At 56.2% G+C, this 20,981-nt stretch carries 20 protein-coding genes and 1 tRNA gene; 7 read left to right on the top strand and 14 right to left on the bottom strand.

The window, feature by feature from the left end; all coding sequences use genetic code 11:
- Window positions 1-17: 17 nt before the first annotated feature.
- From O4G22_RS03965 to O4G22_RS03985, 5 genes are all read right to left on the bottom strand, one after another.
- Window positions 18-356, bottom strand: coding sequence for an aspartate 1-decarboxylase (locus tag O4G22_RS03965; protein WP_012419798.1), 339 nt, complete (start codon window positions 354-356; stop codon window positions 18-20).
- A 73-nt stretch (window positions 357-429) separates the two neighbouring features.
- A complete protein-coding gene (ribF, locus tag O4G22_RS03970; RefSeq protein ID WP_306702220.1) occupies window positions 430-1,365 on the bottom strand; it encodes a riboflavin biosynthesis protein RibF in 936 nt (311 codons plus the stop codon).
- Between the two features lie 4 nt (window positions 1,366-1,369).
- Window positions 1,370-2,104, bottom strand: a complete 735-nt coding sequence (gene truB, locus O4G22_RS03975; RefSeq protein WP_297406911.1) for a tRNA pseudouridine(55) synthase TruB — start codon at window positions 2,102-2,104, stop codon at window positions 1,370-1,372.
- The gene (locus O4G22_RS03980; protein WP_306702221.1) at window positions 2,101-3,078 is read right to left on the bottom strand and encodes a DHH family phosphoesterase; all 978 of its coding nucleotides are present in this window, start codon (window positions 3,076-3,078) and stop codon (window positions 2,101-2,103) included. Before O4G22_RS03980 ends, truB begins: the two co-directional genes overlap by 4 nt.
- Before the next feature lie 123 nt (window positions 3,079-3,201).
- Complete coding sequence (locus O4G22_RS03985; RefSeq protein WP_179218443.1) at window positions 3,202-3,369, bottom strand: hypothetical protein; 168 nt, start codon at window positions 3,367-3,369, stop codon at window positions 3,202-3,204.
- A gap of 189 nt (window positions 3,370-3,558) precedes the next feature.
- On the opposite strand from O4G22_RS03985, the gene O4G22_RS03990 reads away from it, so the two are divergent.
- Entirely contained in the window at window positions 3,559-4,410 is an 852-nt protein-coding gene (locus O4G22_RS03990) for a metallophosphoesterase (protein WP_295979178.1), read from the top strand.
- Between the two features lie 103 nt (window positions 4,411-4,513).
- Here O4G22_RS03990 and O4G22_RS03995 read toward each other — a convergent pair whose 3' ends face one another.
- Genes O4G22_RS03995 through rfaD form a run of 4 tightly spaced genes read right to left on the bottom strand, consistent with a single transcriptional unit; the run spans window position 4,514 to window position 8,515 of the window.
- Complete coding sequence (locus O4G22_RS03995) at window positions 4,514-5,500, bottom strand: glycosyltransferase family 8 protein (RefSeq protein WP_306702222.1); 987 nt, start codon at window positions 5,498-5,500, stop codon at window positions 4,514-4,516.
- A 10-nt stretch (window positions 5,501-5,510) separates the two neighbouring features.
- Complete coding sequence (locus O4G22_RS04000) at window positions 5,511-6,536, bottom strand: glycosyltransferase family 2 protein (protein WP_306702223.1); 1,026 nt, start codon at window positions 6,534-6,536, stop codon at window positions 5,511-5,513.
- On the bottom strand, window positions 6,533-7,507 hold the full coding sequence (locus tag O4G22_RS04005) for a glycosyltransferase family 9 protein (protein WP_306702224.1): 975 nt from the start codon (window positions 7,505-7,507) through the stop codon (window positions 6,533-6,535). The genes O4G22_RS04000 and O4G22_RS04005 overlap by 4 nt, the downstream gene beginning before the upstream one ends.
- Before the next feature lie 21 nt (window positions 7,508-7,528).
- A complete protein-coding gene (gene rfaD / locus O4G22_RS04010; RefSeq protein ID WP_290489407.1) occupies window positions 7,529-8,515 on the bottom strand; it encodes an ADP-glyceromanno-heptose 6-epimerase in 987 nt (328 codons plus the stop codon).
- Between the two features lie 301 nt (window positions 8,516-8,816).
- Here rfaD and O4G22_RS04015 point away from each other — a divergent pair, with 301 nt between their 5' ends.
- From O4G22_RS04015 to O4G22_RS04040, 6 genes are all read left to right on the top strand, one after another.
- The gene (locus tag O4G22_RS04015) at window positions 8,817-9,971 is read left to right on the top strand and encodes a glycosyltransferase family 2 protein (RefSeq protein WP_300770761.1); all 1,155 of its coding nucleotides are present in this window, start codon (window positions 8,817-8,819) and stop codon (window positions 9,969-9,971) included.
- Between the two features lie 27 nt (window positions 9,972-9,998).
- On the top strand, window positions 9,999-10,805 hold the full coding sequence (locus tag O4G22_RS04020; protein ID WP_300797011.1) for a hypothetical protein: 807 nt from the start codon (window positions 9,999-10,001) through the stop codon (window positions 10,803-10,805).
- A 516-nt stretch (window positions 10,806-11,321) separates the two neighbouring features.
- Window positions 11,322-12,524 (top strand): glycosyltransferase, encoded by a 1,203-nt coding sequence (locus tag O4G22_RS04025; RefSeq protein WP_300770748.1) that lies wholly within the window; start codon window positions 11,322-11,324, stop codon window positions 12,522-12,524.
- 114 nt (window positions 12,525-12,638) lie between these two features.
- Window positions 12,639-13,637 carry a glycosyltransferase family 10 domain-containing protein gene (locus tag O4G22_RS04030; RefSeq protein WP_306702225.1) on the top strand — a complete coding sequence of 333 codons (999 nt, stop codon included), beginning with the start codon at window positions 12,639-12,641 and terminating at the stop codon, window positions 13,635-13,637.
- Between the two features lie 81 nt (window positions 13,638-13,718).
- A complete protein-coding gene (locus tag O4G22_RS04035; RefSeq protein WP_306702226.1) occupies window positions 13,719-15,791 on the top strand; it encodes an acyltransferase family protein in 2,073 nt (690 codons plus the stop codon).
- A gap of 161 nt (window positions 15,792-15,952) precedes the next feature.
- The gene (locus O4G22_RS04040; protein WP_306702227.1) at window positions 15,953-16,984 is read left to right on the top strand and encodes a glycosyltransferase family 10 domain-containing protein; all 1,032 of its coding nucleotides are present in this window, start codon (window positions 15,953-15,955) and stop codon (window positions 16,982-16,984) included.
- A 168-nt stretch (window positions 16,985-17,152) separates the two neighbouring features.
- On the opposite strand, the gene O4G22_RS04045 is transcribed toward O4G22_RS04040, so the two are convergent.
- The 5 genes from O4G22_RS04045 to O4G22_RS04065 form a co-directional block, all read right to left on the bottom strand.
- Window positions 17,153-17,386, bottom strand: a complete 234-nt coding sequence (locus tag O4G22_RS04045) for a hypothetical protein (RefSeq protein ID WP_306702228.1) — start codon at window positions 17,384-17,386, stop codon at window positions 17,153-17,155.
- Between the two features lie 123 nt (window positions 17,387-17,509).
- Window positions 17,510-19,375, bottom strand: coding sequence for an SLC13 family permease (locus O4G22_RS04050; RefSeq protein ID WP_306702229.1), 1,866 nt, complete (start codon window positions 19,373-19,375; stop codon window positions 17,510-17,512).
- A 241-nt stretch (window positions 19,376-19,616) separates the two neighbouring features.
- A tRNA-Tyr gene (locus tag O4G22_RS04055) sits at window positions 19,617-19,702 on the bottom strand.
- Between the two features lie 158 nt (window positions 19,703-19,860).
- Complete coding sequence (locus O4G22_RS04060; RefSeq protein ID WP_306702230.1) at window positions 19,861-20,346, bottom strand: bifunctional nuclease family protein; 486 nt, start codon at window positions 20,344-20,346, stop codon at window positions 19,861-19,863.
- Window positions 20,347-20,365: 19 nt separating this feature from the next.
- Window positions 20,366-20,893, bottom strand: a complete 528-nt coding sequence (locus tag O4G22_RS04065) for a gamma carbonic anhydrase family protein (protein WP_256943566.1) — start codon at window positions 20,891-20,893, stop codon at window positions 20,366-20,368.
- Window positions 20,894-20,981 lie beyond the last annotated feature (88 nt).

Below are 20,981 nucleotides of genomic sequence, written 5' to 3' on the forward strand. Positions count from 1 at the left end.
CGGATGATTTGTAAAGTCTAGGAAATAATTTCGTTATGTTCGTTGCAGACGATTTTTTTGGGGATGATGGGCTTGTCCGACAAAGCAAAACTCATAATGACCACCCGTTCGCCCGTCTTGATTAAATGGGCTGCGCCGCCGTTCATGATGATGTTCCCCGTGCCGGCAGGCCCCTGGAGAGCATACGTTTCCAGACGGTTCCCTGAGGTGACGGAGGCCACAAGAACTTTTTCTCCCGGCCACAAATCCACGGCGGCCATCAGATCGGCAGGAATTTCAATGCTGCCTTCATACTGCACATCGCCACGGGTAATCATGGCGCGATGAATTTTTGATTTTAACTGCTCAACCAACATGACGTTCGAACAACAAACCCCCGATCGCTCTTCCGGTCAAGCCGTCATCCTCCATTTTACGGTTTTCTGTGTCTTACTCACCACCCTTCAGCACTTTTTCCGCATGGGAGGCATCACGGGCAAGCTGGCTTTTCAATTCTTCCAAAGAAGGGAATTTGATTTCCGGCCTCAGGAAACGGACCGGTTCCACTTCCATCTCCTGCCCGTAAATATCCCCCGGCCAACCGAATAAATGCGTTTCCAGCAAAAGCTCTCCCGCGTCCCCTTCTACGGTGGGACGCACCCCCAGATTGGCTACGCCTCCGTATTTTTTGCCGTCCACCCGGGCGCGCACGGCATAAACGCCATGGGGGGGCTGCAACCCGCAACCGGGCCTCATATTGGCCGTGGGGTAGTCCAGCAGACGCCCCAACCGGCGCCCGTGAATCACCAGCCCCTTCCAGCGGTAGGGACGGCCAAGCATGCCGGCGGCCTGCAAAAAATCCGCCGCGCGCACGGCTTCGCGAATCCGGGTGCTGCTTATGCGCTCCCCGTCCCGCAAAATGGGAGGAACGGCCGTCACCCGGAACCCGTAGCGGCAGGACAACAGGCGCAGGGTCTCTACATTCCCGGCCCGGCCGCGGCCAAAATGCCAATCCTCTCCCACGGCAATCTGCGCCACCCGGCAGGAGGAACAAAGTTCCCCGATAAACTCTTCCGGACTCATGGAAGCCAGCCTGGAAGAAAACTCCAGCGACAGCACCGCCTTCACCCCCAGCTCTTCCATCAGAACAAACTTTTCCGCATCCTCCGCTATAATGGCGGGAGGCACGCTTTCCGGCTTCACCTGGGCCAGCGGATGGGTGCGGAAAGTCAGAACAGCGGGAATTCCTCCGTCACGGGTAGCGCCTTCCACCGCTGCGGCAATCACTCCGGCATGCCCCAGATGCACCCCGTCAAACATCCCCATGGCCCAGTGTACGGGGGCGGAAAGGCGTTTTAATTCCTTGAATTCCCGGCAAATGACCATATTGCTACCCGGCAATCAGAATATCCGCCAGCTCCTGCAGGGAAAGCATGGCCCGGAACAGTTCCTCCCTGGGAGCGGTTTTCAGGGTATCCACCGTAATGGCGCGGTCCAGCGTAAAAGAACCGGACCTGGTGCGCCGGAGGGCGCTCAAATGCGCTCCGCAGCCCAGTGCCTTCCCGATATCATAAGCATAGGAACGCACATAAAAACCTTTGGAACATTGAACGGTAAAATCTACTTCCGGAATAGCCACGCGTGAAATCCTGTGGCCGAACACTTCCACAGGCCGCGGTTCCCGCACAACTTCCTGACCTTTCCGGGCCAGCTTGTACAGCGGAACCCCGCCCTTTTTAATAGCGGAAACCATCGGAGGGATTTGTTCAAAAGCGCCGTCAAACCGGTCAAACGCCTCGCGCACGGCCTGTTCCGTCACTCCGTCCACGGAATACTCCGCCACTACTTCTCCCATGGCATCCTGGGAGGAAGTCTCCACGCCCAGCATGAGAGTTCCGGCGTATTCCTTGTGTTCGCACATCAACTTGTCCTGAAGCTTGGTCGCCTTTCCTACCACCAGCATCAGCAGCCCCGTGGCCATGGGGTCCAGCGTGCCGCAGTGGCCTATTTTCTTAATTCCCAGGGAACGCCGCGCAATCGCCACCACATCGTGGGAAGTCATGTCCCGCGCCTTGTCAATCAACAGGACGCCCGAAGGAACCTGGATGGAATCTGAAACATTCATGAAATTTTCTGTCGGAGCACTCGTTCCACTTCTTCCCGCATGGCCTCCAAGATGGTAAGGCGCACTTCGTCAATAGGCCCCCGGATGCGCACTCCGGCGGCCATGGCATGGCCGCCGCCGCCGAAACGGGAGGCAAGCTCCGCAACGGATATTTCAGGAGTCTTGGACCGCAGGGAAATACGGATGCGGGGATCGTCCTCCGTTTCTTCCAGATAAGCGGCCAGCCAGACTCCCTGCACGGAACGCAAAAGGTCTATCAGGCCCTCCGTATCTTCCGGACGGCTTCCGATTCGCGCTTTTGCCTCATTCGTCAGGCAGAATGTGCAAATCCTGCCGTCCGGCGTCAGCTTCATTCCGTTCAGCACTTCGCGCATCAACTGCATTTTCACCCACGGCTTCTCCTGGTAAAGCTGGCGGTTGATGTCCTGGACGTCAACGCCCATCCGGATCAAATCCGCGGCCAGCTCCATGACGGCCGCCGTCGTCATCTGGTACTGGAAGGACCCCGTATCCGTACTGACGGCCACGTAAAGAGCGTCTCGCATCACGGGAGTGACGTGAATGCCCAGATACTTGAAAAAATAATACAAAACCGCTCCCGTGGCGCATTCGTCCGGCAAAACGCACTGCACGTCTCCAAACAACTCATTCGTCCGGTGGTGGTCGATGTTCGCCCACACCTTCACTCCCTCCAAAGCCCTCAGGCTACGTTCTCCCAGCCTCTTGAGAGCGCCGTTGTCCACGGAAATGGCAACTTCCACGTCCACCGGATCATCAGGCGTGGGAATGATATTCTCCACACCCGGCATAAAGGCCAGATTGGAAGGCACACCGTCCTCGTTCATCATCACCACCTTCTTTCCCATCTGCTTCAGGGCCTCCCCCAAAGCCAGCGTGGAACCGATAGCGTCGCCGTCCGGGTGGACATGCGCAATTACCGCAAAACTGCCATGGCTGCGGATCAGATCCGCCAAGGGCGCGAATTGAGGACAATGTTTCCAATCTTCCATATGTACTGCCGTGTTTTTATAGAAAAAGCCGCACCTGGACAATCACCAAGTGCGGCTTGAAAAGTCGTACTTAATCCCGGAAGAGGATTACTTCTTGGACTTCATGACCACCGGAGCCACATCCATGGCGGGCTGGTTCAGGTCATTGAACTTGGGAAGGGGGGTCAGGGGCGGAGCGCCCTGATCCTGGCAACAGCAGGAAGCCATGATGCTCGCCGCGAAAGCGGCAAGAGCCATAACGGTAATCTTCTTCATATGCGTGGTTAAATGATGAGTGATAAAGGATATGAAAATATCTTGGAGCATAAAAGCATACCATGCGGGCGCCCGTCAATCAAATTTGCGAAAATCTCCCAGGGAGGGCCCTTCTCAAAAGGCAAGACGCATAAATCGCTCGCCCGGGGTTATCCGTAATTATAATCTCTGCCAAACTGTATCCCTTTCATGCCCTTTTCCGTCAAAATACTCCGGTTTTTCGGCATTCTCCTGCTGAGCCTCTGCGCGCTTGGCGTGGCCGGCATGACCTGGGCGTACCTGATAGAACCCAATCTTCTGTTTGTCCGGAAAGTGGACTACCGCGTCCCCCAGTGGAAAGGAAAGGGAACACCCGTTAAAATCGTTATTGCCGGCGATTTGCACCTGATGCCCACCGCATTTGATGAAGTGAGGGCTCTGCGCTATGTTCAGAGGATCATGCAACTTCATCCGGACCTGATCCTGCTGGTCGGGGACTATGCCCGGGGAAGCAGCGAAAACGCCAGCATGGATCCCGCTACGGCCGCCCGGCTGCTGAAAGGCCTGGCAGCCCCCTGCGGAGTCTTCGCTATCCAGGGAAACCATGATTTCACCTTCGGCTGGAACAACTGGAGCAGGGAACTGAAACAGGCGGGAATCACCGTGCTGGAAGACCAGAGCGCTCTTGTCACGTTCAAGGATGGAAGGCGGCTCCAGCTTTCCGGAATACTGGATACGACGCGCAATGCCAGAAGACGGCTTCCTAAACGCCAGTCGCCGGACATCCCCCATTTCCTGCTTTCCCACCGTCCGGAAACGAACCGCATACTTTCCCGTGGAGACGCGGATATCGTCATCAGCGGCCACACCCACGGAGGCCAGGTTTGCCTCCCCTTCGGCCTCCTGCGGTTTGAAGCCAGCCCGGACCACTCCGTACCCTACACTTACCCCTGGCACATCTCCGGCGGCAATACCTATCTGATCACCAAGGGACTGGGAACCAGCACGCTTCCCCTCCGCTTCAACTGCCCTCCGGAGATCTATCTGCTGGAACTGCATTAACCCATTCCCCCGTTAAAATACAGACCCTCCTTTTTCGGTTCTCGCGCCCGCTCCATCCCGGCGCCCCCAAGACAAACGAAAAAAACGGACGGATGCCATATTTTCAGACAGGCTGTTGGTCAAACCTTTCCTTCAGCCTTAAAATCTTTCTCGCCGTCAGCCGGTAAACAGGCCGGTAAAGGTGCTTTTTCAAGACGGCCGGGAGCGTTCTTCCTGGCAGCGGGCCGCACAGCAGCCCGGCTTCACGCATAACCCGTTCGTAACGTTCCCCCTCATAACGCCAATTATACCGCCAGGGCTTGTGCACCCCCTGGTAATGAAGAATGCCCGGTTCCAGAGCCGCTTCCACCGCCTGGCGCGGAGTAACGCCGCGCCAGAACCGTTCCCGGGGATCGTTCTTCAAAATGCGGCGCGTCAGACCGTCATGCCAGTTCCAGCGCGGGTGCAGCGGCACAGTCAGTTCGCACAGGGTTCCATTCAAGGCATCCTGATCCGGGCAAGTCAGCCTGTCCCGGTGAGTGACGGCGTAATCCAGCACAGCCCTGACCAGATTCCTTTCCCGGAAAACATCCACATTCATCAGCAGCACGCCGGAATTGAAATATCCCGTGCAGGTCAGCGGCATCTCGAGACGCTCGTTAAAATGGGAACCGGGTCTGGAAAAATTCTCAAACACCACCCCTACCGCTTTCCCGTCCATATCCGTCCGGAACAGCTCCGTTAAATCCCGGCAAACCAAAACGTCAATGTCCAGATACAGAATATTGCCCCGCTCTTCCTTCAATAATTCCGGGATGAACACGCGTCCCCAGGCGGGCACCGGCCATTGTTCCGTATGGGGAAAGTCGTGCTCTTCCAGAATTCCGGAAACGTCTATGAATTCCAGACGGCAATCGAACGGAGCGGCCAGACGCTCCACGCTTGCCCGGTTCTCTCCGTCAATACCGTCGGAAAGCACGTAAATTTTGTAAAAAGTCTCCGGACCGGCAGTATTCAGAAGAGAAAAAACAGTAACGCTCAAAGGCAGGATACCCCGGTTGTCACTGGCCAGGACGACGGCAAATTCATTCTTTTTCATCGGATCGTTCATTCGGGTGGTGTCAGCGGCGCAGCAACCGGGCTCCCGCCTTGCGTATTCTCTTCCAGTAATAGGAAAAGTCCAAGCCGGATTTTCCGCCCATCCAGGTTTTCAGCAACTTTCCTTCCCGGCGGGACAGACTGGAATCATCCTCTCCGGGACGGTACAGATTTTCCTGACAAAGCATATCGGCCACCTTCCGGGTAACCTCCTTTTGAACGGCATGAGGGGCGTATTTGCGGATATTCCTCACGCCCATTACCAGCATTTTCAAAAATGCCGTCCTGTATTCCTCCAGAATTCCGGCTTCTTTCCATTCCTTCAGCACCAGCTCCGCCACCGTCAGGTAATCCAGCGACTGGAGGGAACTGCCGGACGCAAAACCACTGGTAATGGACCCGGCCCGCTTGCGGTAAACGTAAGCCGCCCTGCTGACGACGCAAACTCTCCTGCACCACGGAAAAACGGCGTAATGGAAATACAGGTCTTCACAGGCAACGCCCTCGGGGAACCGGATGCCATGCTTTTCCACAATGGAACGCCTGATCATCATACCTCCCGCTCCATGATGTATTTTCCCAATGGTCTCCGGAGAGCTGGGAATCCACCCCTTTTCCGGAGAGGCCATATCCTCCGGCAGGAACCGGTCTTCCCTGTCGGGGTCGGCCTCGTAATAATACCGGAACCCGCATACCAGCTTATCGGCATCCAGCGCCTTCGCACGGGAATACATCTCCTCCAGCAAATCCGTCTCCAGCCAATCGTCGGAATCCACCAAAAACAGATATTCTCCCACAGCATGGTTCATCGCCAGATTCCGGGAACGGGATAAACCGCCGTTTTCCGGGGCTTGCACCACTTTCACCCGCGGGTCCCGCTCCGCGAATTCCCGCAGAATGGACAGAGAGCCATCTGTGGAAGCGTCATCCACGCAAACTACTTCCAGTTCACGAAGCGTCTGAGAGCAAATGCTTTCCAGGCACTGGGCCAGGTACGGCTCCACATTGTAAACCGGAACCAGCACGGAAATGTTCACGGGAACCGTCATGACGCCAACGGAGAGCCTGCCGCCCTTATTTGTTCAAGCCCCTCCTGCGGCGGCAGAAAGGGTTCCAGAGCGGACCATACCTGGTCTACTGTAATTTCCTCAATGGCGCCGGGGGAAATCAGGTTGGAAATGCACCGGGCCGTAATGGCGGAGTTGCGCGTCCGGTGGCAGAAAATGGCGGTCACGGGAACCCCGGCATAGGCGCACATGTGCGTAGGCCCCGTATCATTGCCCACACAAGCCAGGGAACGTAAAGCCATCTGGGGAATATCCATCAGGGAAGACTTGCCCAGAAAACTGACAGCCAGGGGAGAGCTGGCAGCAATGGCCTCCACTTCCGCAGCCTCCGCCCGGGTGCCGATCACGACGGAGAACACGCCCCGTGCCGCCAGGCGTTTCGCCAGGGCGCAGAAATTCTCCACAGGCCAGCGCTTGTAGGGATGGTTGGGAGAACAGCCCGGAATCATCATCACATAGCGTTCCGGAAGCTCGTCAAAGTGCAGCCCCTCCCCGTGCATGAAGGAAAGATCCGTCAGGACGCGTTCCAAACGGAACGGCGCCCGTTCCACCTTCCCCCACCGGAAGGATTTCTTTTTCAGCAATCTGCGCCGTTCCCCGGAATTGCAGGCCACCCAGTCCATGTCATGGTCCAGCAGGAAGCGCACGGCGGGATAATAGCGTTTTCTTGTGCGGGAAGATTCCTGAAGATCGTACACCACGTCAAAATTCCCCTTCACTATGGAACGGACGGCTTCCCAGGTGGCGCCCAGCTTCCGGTAGGGCAGGCGGTTGTCCACGATAAAATCGTCAAACACCCCGAGCTGCTCCGCCATGGGAACAAACATTCCCATGGTCATCAGGGTGATATGCGCCTCCGGATGAAGTTCGCGAAGCCGCTTCATCGTCCCCATGGCGAGCACCACATCGCCGAGGGCGCCATGCTTGATAATCAGAATGCGCTGTGCGGGCATGGGAGAAAAAAGAAATGGGGGTTAAACGTAACTGTCTTCCCTGTCCAGATACTCCTGCACGTACCGGCGCACGCCATCCTCCAGGGAAGTCATGGGCGCTGCATAGCCGGCAGCGCGCAGCCTGGAAAGATCCGCCTGCGTATAATACTGATATTTTCCCCTGAGCTCTTCAGGCATCTCCCGGTAGGCAATCTTTTCCTGGAGGCCCAGCGCATGGAATGCCGCCTTCGCCAGATCGTGGAAAGAGCGTGCCTTCCCGGAACCTACGTTGAACAGGCCGCTCACCTCCGGATGCTCCAGCAGCCAAAGCACCACATCCACGCAGTCGCCCACCCACACGAAATCCCGGAGCTGCCATCCGTCACGGTAATCGGGATGATAAGACTTAAATAGCTTCACCGTCTCATTTGCCTTCACCTGGGGGAATATATGGGCCACCACGCTCTTCTGCCCGCCCTTATGGTATTCATTGGGGCCGTACACGTTGAAAAATTTAAGCCCGGCGTATTGGGGGGGGGCCGGACGCCCTTCTTTCACTTCCCGGGCCACTTTGCGGTCAAACAGGGCCTTGCTCCAGCCGTATGCGTTCAGGGGCCGCAGCGCGTTGACGTGCTCCAGGGAGGCGTCATCGTCAAACCCCAAGGAACCGTCCCCGTAAGTGGCCGCGGAGGAAGCGTAAATAAACCGTTTGCCGTACAGGGAGCAAAACTCCCACAAATGCCAGCTCAACGTGAAATTCGTCCGGATAATCAAATCGGCGTCCGTCTCCGTGGTGGCGGAAATGGCCCCCATGTGAATGACCGCCTCCACCTCCTCCGCATGCGCCTTCATATAATCAAGCATGCCTTCCGGAGAAACCACGGCGCACAGCTCTCTCTTGGCGATGTTCCTCCACTTGTCGGAACAGCCCAGCTCGTCCACCACCACAAGATCCTTTTTACCGGCTTTTTCCAGAGCGGCGACAATGTTTGAGCCGATGAAGCCGGCCCCACCCGTGACAATAATCATAAGAGAAGAATCAATAAAAAAGTTGTACGGCTTTTTGTACCACATCCCCCCGTCCCTAGGCAACTGCCATTTGAAACGTTCCCCGGTTCCCAATTTTCAACGAATTTACAATCCGGACACTCCAAACCCTGATCGTTCCATGCGGAAAACCATTGGAACGCAATCCCCGCGCAATCTGCGGAGAATGCGTCTCCCATACCTCCTTTTCATGCTGGAAACGTTAAAAAAATCGGTAATGCCTGTCTTGCAAAAATTATCATTGACCACGGATTGTAAATCCGTTACACACCTCCCCACCCCTATGATGCCCGACGTTTCCATCATTGTTCCCTGCTACAATGTAGCCGCTTATGTGGACAGCTGTCTGGATAGTCTGGTACGCCAGACTCTGCGGAACATTGAAATTATCTGCATCAATGACGGCTCCACGGACGCGACCTGGACACGCCTGTTGCGCTGGAAAGAAAAGGACGACAGAATCACCCTTCTGAACCAGCGGAACGCGGGCGTCTCCGCAGCCAGGAATGCAGGGCTGGATGCCGCCCGCGGCCTTTATGTCGGCTTTGCGGATCCAGACGACTACATGGACCCGGAAATGTATTCCCGCCTTTTTTCGGCGGCTCTGGAATATGACGCAGACATCGTGGAATGCGGCAACCATGTTTTTGAAGACTCGTCAGACCGGCTTATTGAGGCCAAAAGAAGATCGCCCTCCCGGCATTTTGAAGAGAACGCCTCTCCGGCCAGCTTTTTCCGGGATTCCATCTGGGGGAAAATGGACATCTGCGTATGGAGCAAGCTGTTCCGGAAAAGCATGCTGGATGCCCACCGCCTCCGTTTCAACGTGCATCTGAAATCCGGCGCGGAGGATGAAACCTTCCGGCTGATGGCCGTTCCCCACGCCTCCCGCCTCCTGTTCATTCCCGACTGCCTGTATTATTACCGCCTTATGCGCAACGGCTCCCTCTCCCGCCGCTGCAACACACCCACCTACTCCAAATGCGTACAGGAATTCCAGCGGCTGCTGTACATTGTGGACTACTGGCAGAAACAAGGGTGGCAAAATGAAGGACTGTTCGCTTACGGCGTTCGGAAAATCAGGCCCTTTTTTGTTTCCAAGCATCCCCTTTTCCATCAAATGACCGCTGTCCAGCAACGTTCTGCGCTGAACTTATGGAAGCTGTTCTACCAGAAAGCGGAAGGAGAACGTTTCCTCTCCGCGCTGGCGGGACGGGACAGGCAACTGGCGGACCTGCTGAACTCGGCGGAACCGGTTCCCCACGGCTGGGGGCGCATTCTGCTGGCCGCCTGTTCCCTGCTTCCCGGACAAAGAGGACGTTATTACTCCTGCAAAAAAATGCTTGCGGAACATTTTTCCCAAGTCTGCCCCAATGGATTCCAACAAGAAAACGCCTCTCTGGAAGAGCCGTTTGACACATCGCCGCCTTCCCTGTAAATTGCCTTACCCTCCCATTCCGGATCAATGAATCGTTTTCTCTCATTTGCAGACTCCCGCATGTCGGCTACTCTGGAGCGGCTGGGCAGGCAGGCGGAAGAACTGGATTTTTTTGATGAGATCACGCTTTTCACGGAACATGACCTTTCCGCAGAATTCACCAGCCGCATGGGCCGGTACCTGACCCCGTCCTGCCGGGGATTCGGATACTGGTCCTGGAAACCCTGGGCCATCCACCATGTCCTCCAAAAAATGGAGGAAGGCGACCGCCTCCTTTATCTGGATGCAGGCTGCCATATCAACGCCAACGGAATGGCGCGCTTCCGGGAATACGTAAGCATGCTGGACCGCGACAGCCGCGGCATGCTGGTCTTCACCAACGGGCAGCCGGAATATAAATGGACCAAAGGAGATATCTTCCGCCACTTCGGCGTTTCCGAAAAAGACGGACATATCACGCACACCCAGCAAATTGCGGGCGGACATGTTTTTCTGAAAAAGAACCCGCTCACGGAAAGCCTGATCCGGGATTGGCTCCATGTCTTTTACGACCATCTGCATCTCGCGGACAACACTCCTTCCGTTTCCCCCAACCTGCCGGGGTTCGTGGAAAACCGGTATGACCAGAGCATCTTCTCCATCCTGTGCAAACTGAGAGGCATTACCACCCTTGACGGATCGGAAACCTATGCGGAAAACTGGGAACAGCTCTCCGCGTTCCCATTCCAGGACAGACGGGACATGGGAATCCCACGGACCGGAAAAAAGGGATGGCTGGAAAAATGCAGGCAGATCCTCCTTTCCTCCAAAAGGAACGGATTAGGAATCCGGTAAAGCTTCCTCATCCGGAACAACCGGACTTCGCGCTGCTTCCGGACAGGGCAATCTGACGCCCCATGAACTATTTTCCCGCCCTTTTCCACGGCTTCATTCCTAAAATTCCTTCACTCCTTAAGTTGCCGTTTCCGCCATATAACGACGGTTATTTGAACAAACCCTTTCCATCTGATCAGGAATGTTTTGCCATCATGAAAAGAAACATCTCCCCACTCCAAAACTCCGCCCTCGCACCATCCTCCGCCGACATTCTGCCACCCCTCTTCACGGTTATGCCGTCACCGGAACCCGGCTTTTCCCTTATCTGCAAATAAAAAAATCATCACGTTGGGAACAGCCTGTCACAGTTCACCAAATACCGGCAGCCTGAATTTCCCCAAAACGTTTTTCTTTCAGATTTGTAGGCTTGACGGCGGATTCCTAATCCTCATACTTCCCTATGTGGCTTTTCCTCAATGCCGAACAATATTTCAAGTCTCCCATAGCGTATCGGCCAGCTCTGCCCCTTACCGGTTGAGCGACGCTCTGAACCGGCATATTCCCGGTCTGAAATCCACCCTGCTGCTCCGGAGGCGCAAGGGAATCGACGGCCTGGAAATTCACAGGCCCCCCGCCAGAAGGGCTGCGGACGCCTTGCGCCGGCATCTGGCCCATGGATTTGACATTCTGCTGCCGGCAAGAAGAAAAGACCTGCCTTTCTCCCTGAACGTGCTGGGCATGGGATTTGACACGGCCCAAATGGAAAAAGCCGATGTAGTGCATCTGCACTGGATAGGCGGCAGAACCGTGGATTTCTCGCAGCTGCGCCATATCCGCCGCCCACTGGTTTATACCCTGCACGACATGTTTGCCTGCACCGCGGGATGCCACTGCACCATGGACTGCGGCCTGTTCCAAAACGAATGCCGCGGCAACTGTCCCCAGCTTGGCGCTCCACGCCTCTTCCGCAACCTTCCAGCGTGGCTGTTTTCCCGCAAACGCCGCGCCTTCGGCCGCATCCCGTCCCTCACCCTCGTAACTCCCTCCCTCTGGTTGAAAAGGGAAGTGGAAAAAAGCCGCATGTTCCCTGGAAGAAAAATCGTACAGATTTATAATCCTGTGGACACGGACCTTTTCCGTCCGGCGGAAGACCGGAATGCCGTCCGGGCGTCCCTGGGCATCCCGCCCGGGGCGTTCGTCATCGCCTGCGGCGCAACCGGCCTGTTCAATCCGGTCAAAGGCGGCCATTTCATTCCTCTGGTGCTGGAGGAACTATACCGGCGCGGGCACCGGAACCTTCATCTCCTGCTCTTCGGCAACCAGGAAAAAAATGTGGACTACCCTTTCCCCAGCACAAACGCCGGATTCATTACGGATATGAACAGGCTGGCCGGGCTTTACAGCGCGGCGGACATTTTCCTGAACCCCACGCTTCAGGATGTCCTTTCCAACGTAGCTCTGGAATCCATGGCCTGCAAGACCCCTTCCGTTACCTTCCGGACGGGAGGAGTTCCGGAAGCGGTTCTGGACGGAAAGACGGGGCTGGTCGCTCCGCAGGGAGACCTGAACCAAATGGCCGCCCATTGCGAGCGGCTCATCCTGGACGGACAACTCCTGCGGACTCTGGCGGAGGAAGGCCGCCGCCACGCGGAACAAACATTCTCCTACCCCGTCATTGCCGCACAACACGCCGCCCTGTATGAGGAAACGCTCCGGGAACGCCGTTACAAAGAGTGAAAACGGCCGGCGTTCAACCCCGGGCTGCCTGTTCCTGTACACCCGGACGCACCCTCCTTTGTCATTGACAAGAAAAAGACGCCCCATACACTCTGCACCGTTCCGCCACGCCCCATGAAAACGCTCAAAATCTCCTTTTTACAGTCCACTCCGGATTTCGGCAGGGAAGGAATGCTCCAGCTTCTGAAAAGCCGGTATCATGTGGTGGAAGACGACTCCGATTTCGATTACCTGGTCGCCACCCCCTGGTTTTACGTCAACCGGGAAGCTTTTTACGATTTTCTGGAACGGGCCCCCGGCCATATCACCGTCATGTATGGCTGTCATGAAGCCATTGCGCCGGATTTCATGCTGTTTGACTATTACATCGGGCTCGATACGGTGCCCGGAAGCGACCGTACTGTCAAACTTCCCTACCTTCGCCACCATTTGCAGGAAGTGCACGGCGGTAAGGAAGGCCTGGATGCCCATGCTCTCCTGGCCTCCAAAACGGGTTTCTGCAACTTTATTTACGCCAACCGCAAATCCCATCCCAACCGGGATGCCATGTTCCACAAGCTCTCCGCTTTCCGGTTCGTCAATTCTCTGGGGCCCCACCTTAACAATACGCCGGGGGACGGCCACCGGGCGGAAGACTGGTACGGCTCCTCCATCAGCATGAAAAAGCCGTACAAATTCTCCATTGCCTTTGAAAACGCATGGTATCCGGGCTACACCAGCGAGAAAATCGTTACCAGCATGCTTGCGGGCACCATTCCCATTTACTGGGGAAATCCGGACATCAGCCGGGAATTCAATTCCGCCTCATTCATCAACTGCCACGACTTCCCAACCCTGGACGATGCCGTGGCCTATGTGAAAAAAGTGGACGAAGACGACAGCCTGTGGTGTGAAATCATGTCGCGTCCCTGGAAAACCCCGGAACAGGAAGCCCGCTTTCTGGAAGAGACGGAAAGGGAAACGACCAAACTTTACAAAATATTCGACCAATCACCGGAAGAAGCGCGCCGCAAAGGTGACGGAACATGGGTATCCTACTACCAGCGCTTCTTAAAACGCGGCCACAGGATGCAGCTGGCATGGCGGCGGCTGAAAAACCGCCTGCGCCGCTGACCAGAATTTCCGGGCCATTCAACCCATGCCGGTTTTCCTCCATCCGCCTTTCCCCACTCCCATCTACCCTCTCTCCGCTTCATGAGCAAATGCTTTTCTGAAACCTTTTGTTCACCTTCTCTACATCAAGCCGGAGGCGCCATCCACGGAACCTATTTCCCGCACATTGACGGCTTGCGCACCTTTGCCGTGCTGGCCGTCGTCCTGTACCATTTGCAGGAAGGAATCTGCCCGGGGGGCTATACAGGCGTGGACATCTTCTTTGTCATCTCCGGATATCTGATTGGCGGAGGCCTTATGCGCGGCCTGAAGGAGGGGACCTTCTTCCTGACCTCCTTTTACCTCCGGAGAATCAGGCGCATCATGCCCGCCTATTTCTGTCTGATTGCGGTTGTGCTGGCCTTCGGCTGCGTCGTGCTGGACTGCGATGACCTGCGGACTCTGGGCCGGACGGTAAGATCCAGCGCCCTTTTCATCACCAACATTTATTTCAGCAGAACCACAGGGGATTACTTCAGCCCGGCGGCGGAAGAAAACCCTTTGCTGAACCTGTGGTCCCTGAGCGTGGAAGAGCAATTTTACCTCATGATTCCACTCACCCTGTGGCTGCTCTGGAAATTCAGGGAAAAAGCCGTCAAGCCCGTTCTATGGGGGGTGCTGGGCCTCTCCTTCTTCGCCGCCGTCTGCCACATGGAGCATCTGGAACATAACAAGGCCTTCTACCTGCTTTACTGCCGCGCCTGGGAACTTCTGGCCGGCTGCCTTCTGGCCCTCGCCCCCGCCGCGGAACAAAACCGGGGCGCCGGATGGCTGCGGACGGCGGGATGGGCCGGCATCCTGCTCCCATTTGTCTGCTATACTCCTTCCACTCCTTTTCCCGGATACACAGCCATCCCTTCCATCGCGGGGGCGGCTTTGCTTATCCGTTACGGGAACCATGGCTGGTCCGGGCGTATCCTCAGACACCCGCTCAGCACAAGCATCGGCAAAATCTCCTACTCCCTGTACCTGTGGCATTGGCCGGTTATCGTGTACTGGACGTACATCTGCTTCGACGAATGCGCTCCCTGGGATTATGCGGGAATGTTCCTTCTCTCTCTTCTTCTGGGTTTCCTCTCCTGGAAATTCGTGGAAACTCCCTTCAGAACGACCGTCTCATGGCAAAATCCCCAAAAAGCGTTTCTGGCCACGGCAACGGGGTGCCTCATGCTGGGACTTGCCGGTGAATGGCTCAAATGGACGGACGGCGCGCGGGATTACTGGCATGTAGCGGCCAACAACATGGAATTCCCTGAATACTGGAAAGGGCCGGCCTTCCCTCCCTCCTTCGGCATCACGCCTCCTGACCGGGCGGTGGTGGAAAAGGGGAACGCCATCCAGCGCCATCATCCGGAGCTGGGGGATGTGACGGATTACCCCTTTGTCCTGCTGGGAAAAACCGGGCAGGCCCCTTCCTTCCTGCTTATGGGGGACAGTCACGCCATGGCCAGTTCCCCCGGGTTTGACGAGGCCGCCCGGCTTCTTCAGCGTTCGGGCCTGTTCTACCGCGCGCGCCTGTGTCCGCTGAGCGGCATTTCCGGCTCCGGAGACGCCTCTTCCCTAACGCTCCTGCGCCTGATGTACCCCCATTGGGAACACAATATGGAACTCATCCTGGACTGGCTGGAAAATACCCCTCAGATCAAGACCGTATTCATCCACAACCGCTGGATTGAACTGGTCAACAACCGCCGGGACGCGCGCCTGAAACAACTGGTTGCAGACGGCCTGCGCCACACCTGCGCGCGCCTCCGGAAAGCCGGCAAGGAAACTGTGCTGCTGGGCCCCGTTCCCGAATGGACTTTCGGTCCGCGCAAGCTTATGCGCCGCAATGCCCTGCTGAACGCCAAACGGACAGACCGCCTGCTGGACGGCGACTTCATCGCGCGGCAGCGTCCGGTATTCTCCCTGCTGGAGCACATGGAATCCACAGGCCTGTGCCGCTTCATTCCCCTCCACGGCGCCTTCCATAAAAACGGGCGGTGGCTGGCGGAAGACGGCGGCCAATTAATGTACTGCGACGACAACCACCTTTCCCCCTATGGGGCCAAAAAAATGGTCGGCGACTTCATCGGCCAGTTTTTCCCGGGAATGGAAAGAACAGCTGCCAATTGACGGAATTTCCGCACGGGAAAACATCCAATCCTTTGACATTGACAAGGCATGCAGGCCCCCTACACTGGCGCCGGGCAGCAACGCCTTCGCGATGGTCCCGGATAAATGCCCCGGAATATGGAGGCCATGCCGCGCCCCCCTTCTTCAACGCCTGTACTCCCATGACGGATTCCCCCCGCCCCACACGCATCAAGGTCATCAGAAAATCCATGAAGGCCTCTCCGGATCAAACGGAATCCCTGTTGTGGGGCGACTGTCTGTTCTGCACGGACGCCGCCATGACGGATTACGACTGGATTCTGGTATACGACGAATTCCCCAGAACTCCCGTGGGCACCGTCAGGAATGAAACGGAACCCCTTCTCTGCCCGCCGGATCAGACTATCCTGATCACGGTGGAGCCCCCTTCCATCAAAATATACAGCAGGGCATACACCAGCCAGTTCGGCACCGTTCTCACCACCCACTCTGCCCGGGACCTTCCGCATCCCGGGCACACCCTGGGCCGCGGATGTCTTGAATGGCTGTATATCAAACCCATGCAGGAAATTCTGGATCAGAAGGAATTCCCGAAGACAAAAATGCTCTCCACCATCTGCTCCGCCAAGCAGCATACGCATACCATGCATAAAAAGCGCTATGATCTTACGCGCTACCTGGCGGACCGTCTGCCGGAACTGGACTGGTTCGGACACGGTATCCGGGAAATAGAAAATAAAACCGTTGCCATGGATGACTACAAATATCATTTATGCGTGGAAAACCATCTGGAACCCCACCATTGGACGGAAAAACTGTCTGATGCCTTTGTCGCCATGACCCTTCCTTTTTACGCCGGGGATCCGTTGGCAACGGAATGCTTCCCGCAGGAAAGCTTCATCCCCATTCCGCTGGACAACCCGCAAAAAGCCCTGGAAATCATCCGCAAGACCATGGAAGACGGAGAATATGAAAAACGGCTTCCCGCCATCCGTGAAGCAAGGCGCCTGGTGCTGGAAAAATACAATATGTTCGCCCAAACAGCGGCAGTCATTCACAGCCACAGGGAAACGGGAACCATCCGGCCTGGAGCCGTGTTGAAAGGCCGCCACGTTCTGCGGAAAAATCCGCTCAATGCCCTTCGGGAATTGGCGGACACACTGGCCTATAAAATCAGGTCGCGCGGCAGACGCGGAACCGGCCCCGGCGTGTAACCTGGATTCCGGGCGCGCGGCAACAGGAGGGAACAAATTCCCCCCCTGCCGGTAAAAAGAATGGGCGGCCAATATTCCGCCAACTGCCTTGCGGCAGACGGAACGGCCCAGCCCGGTCTGAAACCGATTCAAACCGGACGGGAAACAGGCCATTAAAACGGAAAAAACTTAATCCGCTCTGCGGGAAGTGTGCCTCTTGGCCCGTTCCTCCTCCCGCTGCTTCTTCAGGTCTTCCTTCATCTTGGCCTTCTCTTCGGAATCCAGCTTGCCATCCTTGTTAATATCATATTTTTCAAGGAGAACGGCTTTCTTCTCCGCAGAAGTCATTCTCTTGGGAGCGTCTTCCTCCGCCATGGAAGGCATGGCGAACGCAACGGCCAGAACAATAAGCAAATACTTCATGATTAAATGGGGTTTTTGAATAATCCTTTTCTACTCCCGCACGTGCCGGTTGTCTCTCTTTTTTTAGCAATACATGCAAATTACCCGGCCATGCCCCTTTTCCGCCGCATGAACTCCCCCCGGTCAAGCCTTCCCGAACGGGAAAAACAGCGGAATCATCACGACCATGACCAGCCCCATAATCACCTGCAGGGGAACGCCCACTTTCACGTAATCCATGAACGTATATTTCCCCGCCGGCATGACCAGGGCATTGGGAGGCGTGGAAAAGGGAGAGGCAAAACACATGCTGGTGCCTACGGAAACCGCCAGCAGCAGCGGATAGGGGCTGATGCCCATACTCGCCGCGGATTGCAGGGCGATAGGCGCCAGAAGCACCGCCGTAGCCGTATTGCTGATAAACATGGTCAGCAGGGAAGCCGTGAAATAAACGCCCGCCATCAGGGCAAACGGCCCGAATCCCCCCAGCCCGGCCACCAGCCCATGGGAAATAGCCTCTGAGGCGCCCGTCTTCTCCAGCGCTACGGACATCGGCAGCATGGCGGCAATCAGGACAATGCTCTCCCAGTTGATCGTCCGGTACGCCTCCTCCACATTGCGCAGGCAACCGCACAACACCATCAGGACAGCGGCAACCAGCACCGCCGCCACAGCAGGCACCCAGTTAAACACCATGGCCGCAATCATCAGCAGCATAATGCCTGCGGCCAGGGGGGCCTTATGCGTCAGGGTCACCTTAGAGGCCTCCGCCAGAGGCTGGCCCACCACGACCCATTCAAAAGTTTTCTCACTCAGGCGAGCAATATCCGTCCAGGTTCCCTGAACCAGCAGCGTATCTCCGTACTGGAGCTTCACATCCTTCAAATTATGGAAAATGTAATGATTGTCCCGCTGGATGGCCAGAATATTGACCCCGTACTTGGCGCGCAGCCCCGAAGACTTCACGGGCATGTTGATCAGATCCGAGTTCCGCATGAGCAGCATTTCCGCAATGCCTATCTCGTCAAACTTCAACTTGCTTTTCAACAGGGAATCCGTATCTTCCGACGTCTTCCGGTTAATCATCTCCACCCCATATTCCCGGGCAAAACGGGCTACGTCCTCAAACTCCCCCATTACATAAATGACGTCGCCCCGGGCCACCCTCGTATCTGAACCCGCCATGGTCTGGCTGACCGTCTGCAGGAAGGAATGCCGGCCGGAATGCCTGCGGCGCACCTCCACAATATTCACGCGGTAAAGGTCCGGTATCTGAAGATCGTGCAGAGGATGTTCCGTCAGAGGGGAATCCTCCAGCACCCGGAGGCGGTAAAGATTATTAATAATCTGGTACTCATCTATCAGCTGGCTGAGGGATTTCCCCTTGGCCTCGTCTTCCGCCCTGTCGTCATGGCGACCCAGAAACTTCCTGCTGAGGGGAATCAGAGCCAGAATGCCCGTCACGATGCAGACAAAGCCGATGGGGGTGAACGAAAAAAAGCCCAGCCCCTCCATCCCGGCCTCCTGAAGCTGGTTGTTGACGACAAGGTTGGGAGGCGTGCCGATCAGCGTCAGCATGCCGCCCATACTGCTGGCGAACGCCATGGGCATGAGCAGGCGGCTCGTCTGGATGCCTCCGTCTGCGGCCAGGCTCACCAGAATAGGCAGCATCAGCGCCACTGTCCCCGTATTGCTGACAAAAGCGCCTATGCCGGCCGTAACAAGCATGGTCAGCACCAGCAGGCGCAACTCGCTCCTGCCGGCCAGCTTCATGATTCTGCCGCCCATCATCTTGGCCAGGCCCGTCCGGAAAATGGCGCCTCCCACCACGAAAAGCCCCACCATCATCACCACAATGGAATTGGAAAAGCCGGAAAGCGCCTGCTCCGGGCTCAAAATCCCGAACATCATCAGGCAGAGAAGGGAACACAGCGCGACAAGATCGGAACGGACCCTCCCCTGGACAAATAAAACGGCGGATACTCCCAGAATGAGAAGCGTGGTCAACATAACAGTAAACGGCAGGAATGAAAAAACGGCAAGGGGGGGGATATCTAACACGTCCCGCATGTCTTGTCGATAGGCTGAACAAGTCATTCATCAGACCATCTCTCCGCCGGCGTTCGTCAGAAAAAACGCTTTAGGCATCCTGCTCGGAGACCCCCGCTCCTTCTTTCCTTTCCCAGCATCAGGAGGCTGAAGAAACAATAAAAAACGCGATCTCCGAAAGAACGCGCCATAAAATGAAAAGTGGTGGGTAGAGAAGGATTCGAACCTTCGAAAGCAAATGCTAACAGATTTACAGTCTGCCCCCTTTGACCGCTCGGGAATCTACCCACTTGAAGTGATGTGCGGCGAATGTATAGGGATTCCCGTGCCTTAGCAAGTTTTTTTTATAAAAAGTAGGTCCTCCCGGAAGCAGGAACCCCATAGGCGACAGCCGTGCCGTCGGAAGAAAAGCGGATGCAGGAACAAAAGGGAAGAAAGGGCAAGTTTTACGAATCTCCCAAATATACCGGAGCGCGGCTGTCCGGGGAATCCGCATCCAGTTGTTCCAGCTGGGGCAGAATATTCTCCATGCTCTCCCATACGGAGGGAACAATCTTGATTCCGGTTCCAAACCGGGCGGCGATCATCAGGGCGTCCGAAGGGCGGGCGTCCAGCTCCACCAGCTTGTCCATCACCTCATTGGCGGCCTCTATGGTCACGCGGGCGTAAAAGACTTCATCCTTGCGGCCGTTGATAAGCACCAGCCTCACCCGGCATTCCATAGAGGATAAAAAGTGAGCCAGCAGGGAAGACGTGTCCGGCCGTACCGGGCGTTCCCCGTTCAGACAGCGTTCCAGGGCCATGCCGTCTGGCAGCTCCATGAAAATGACGCCCACCTTGCCGGTCAGCGGATCACGCAGACACATACCCGCCCCGGCCCGGGTGTAAAGCAGGGCGTAAGGTTCCAGGGTAATCAGATGGTCATCCGGCATGGCGGGCGGAAATCACATGTTAAAAACCGGGATTAATAACCCGTTCCGTATAGCGGGCAGCCACCTTGACGTATTTTTCCGCCCATTTGTGGTTATTATCCGCGGATTCCGGCCCCAGATCCTTCACCACCTTGGCAGGAGAACCCAGCACCAGGGAATTGGGGGGGATGACGGTACCTTTGGTAATGAGAGCGCCCGCTCCCACCACAGACCCCCGGCCGATGACCGCTCCATCCAGAATGATGGACCCCATGCCGATCAGGCAATTATCTTCCACCGTGCAGGCGTGCAGAATCACGCCGTGGCCTACGGTGACGTACTTGCCTACATAGCAGCCAAAATCGTCTGCCAGGTGGATGCAGCTATTGTCCTGGATATTGGAGTAATCACCAATGACGATCTTATTGATATCCGCGCGCAGCGTGGTATGGTACCAGATGCTGGCATGTTCTCCAATGGTAACATCTCCAATCAAATCAGCGCTTTCCGCGACAAAAGCGGTATCCGCCACTTTGGGCCAGAAGTTCGCGTAAGGTTCTCTTGCCATATAAGTCATGTATTAATTGAAGATAAGACAGCATTCCAGCCTAAAAACGTTCATTCCTCTGGAATGCCGCAGCGGAAACGAACACGGC

This window comes from Akkermansia muciniphila, assembly GCF_030848305.1.
In the GTDB taxonomy this organism is placed as follows: domain Bacteria; phylum Verrucomicrobiota; class Verrucomicrobiia; order Verrucomicrobiales; family Akkermansiaceae; genus Akkermansia; species Akkermansia muciniphila_A.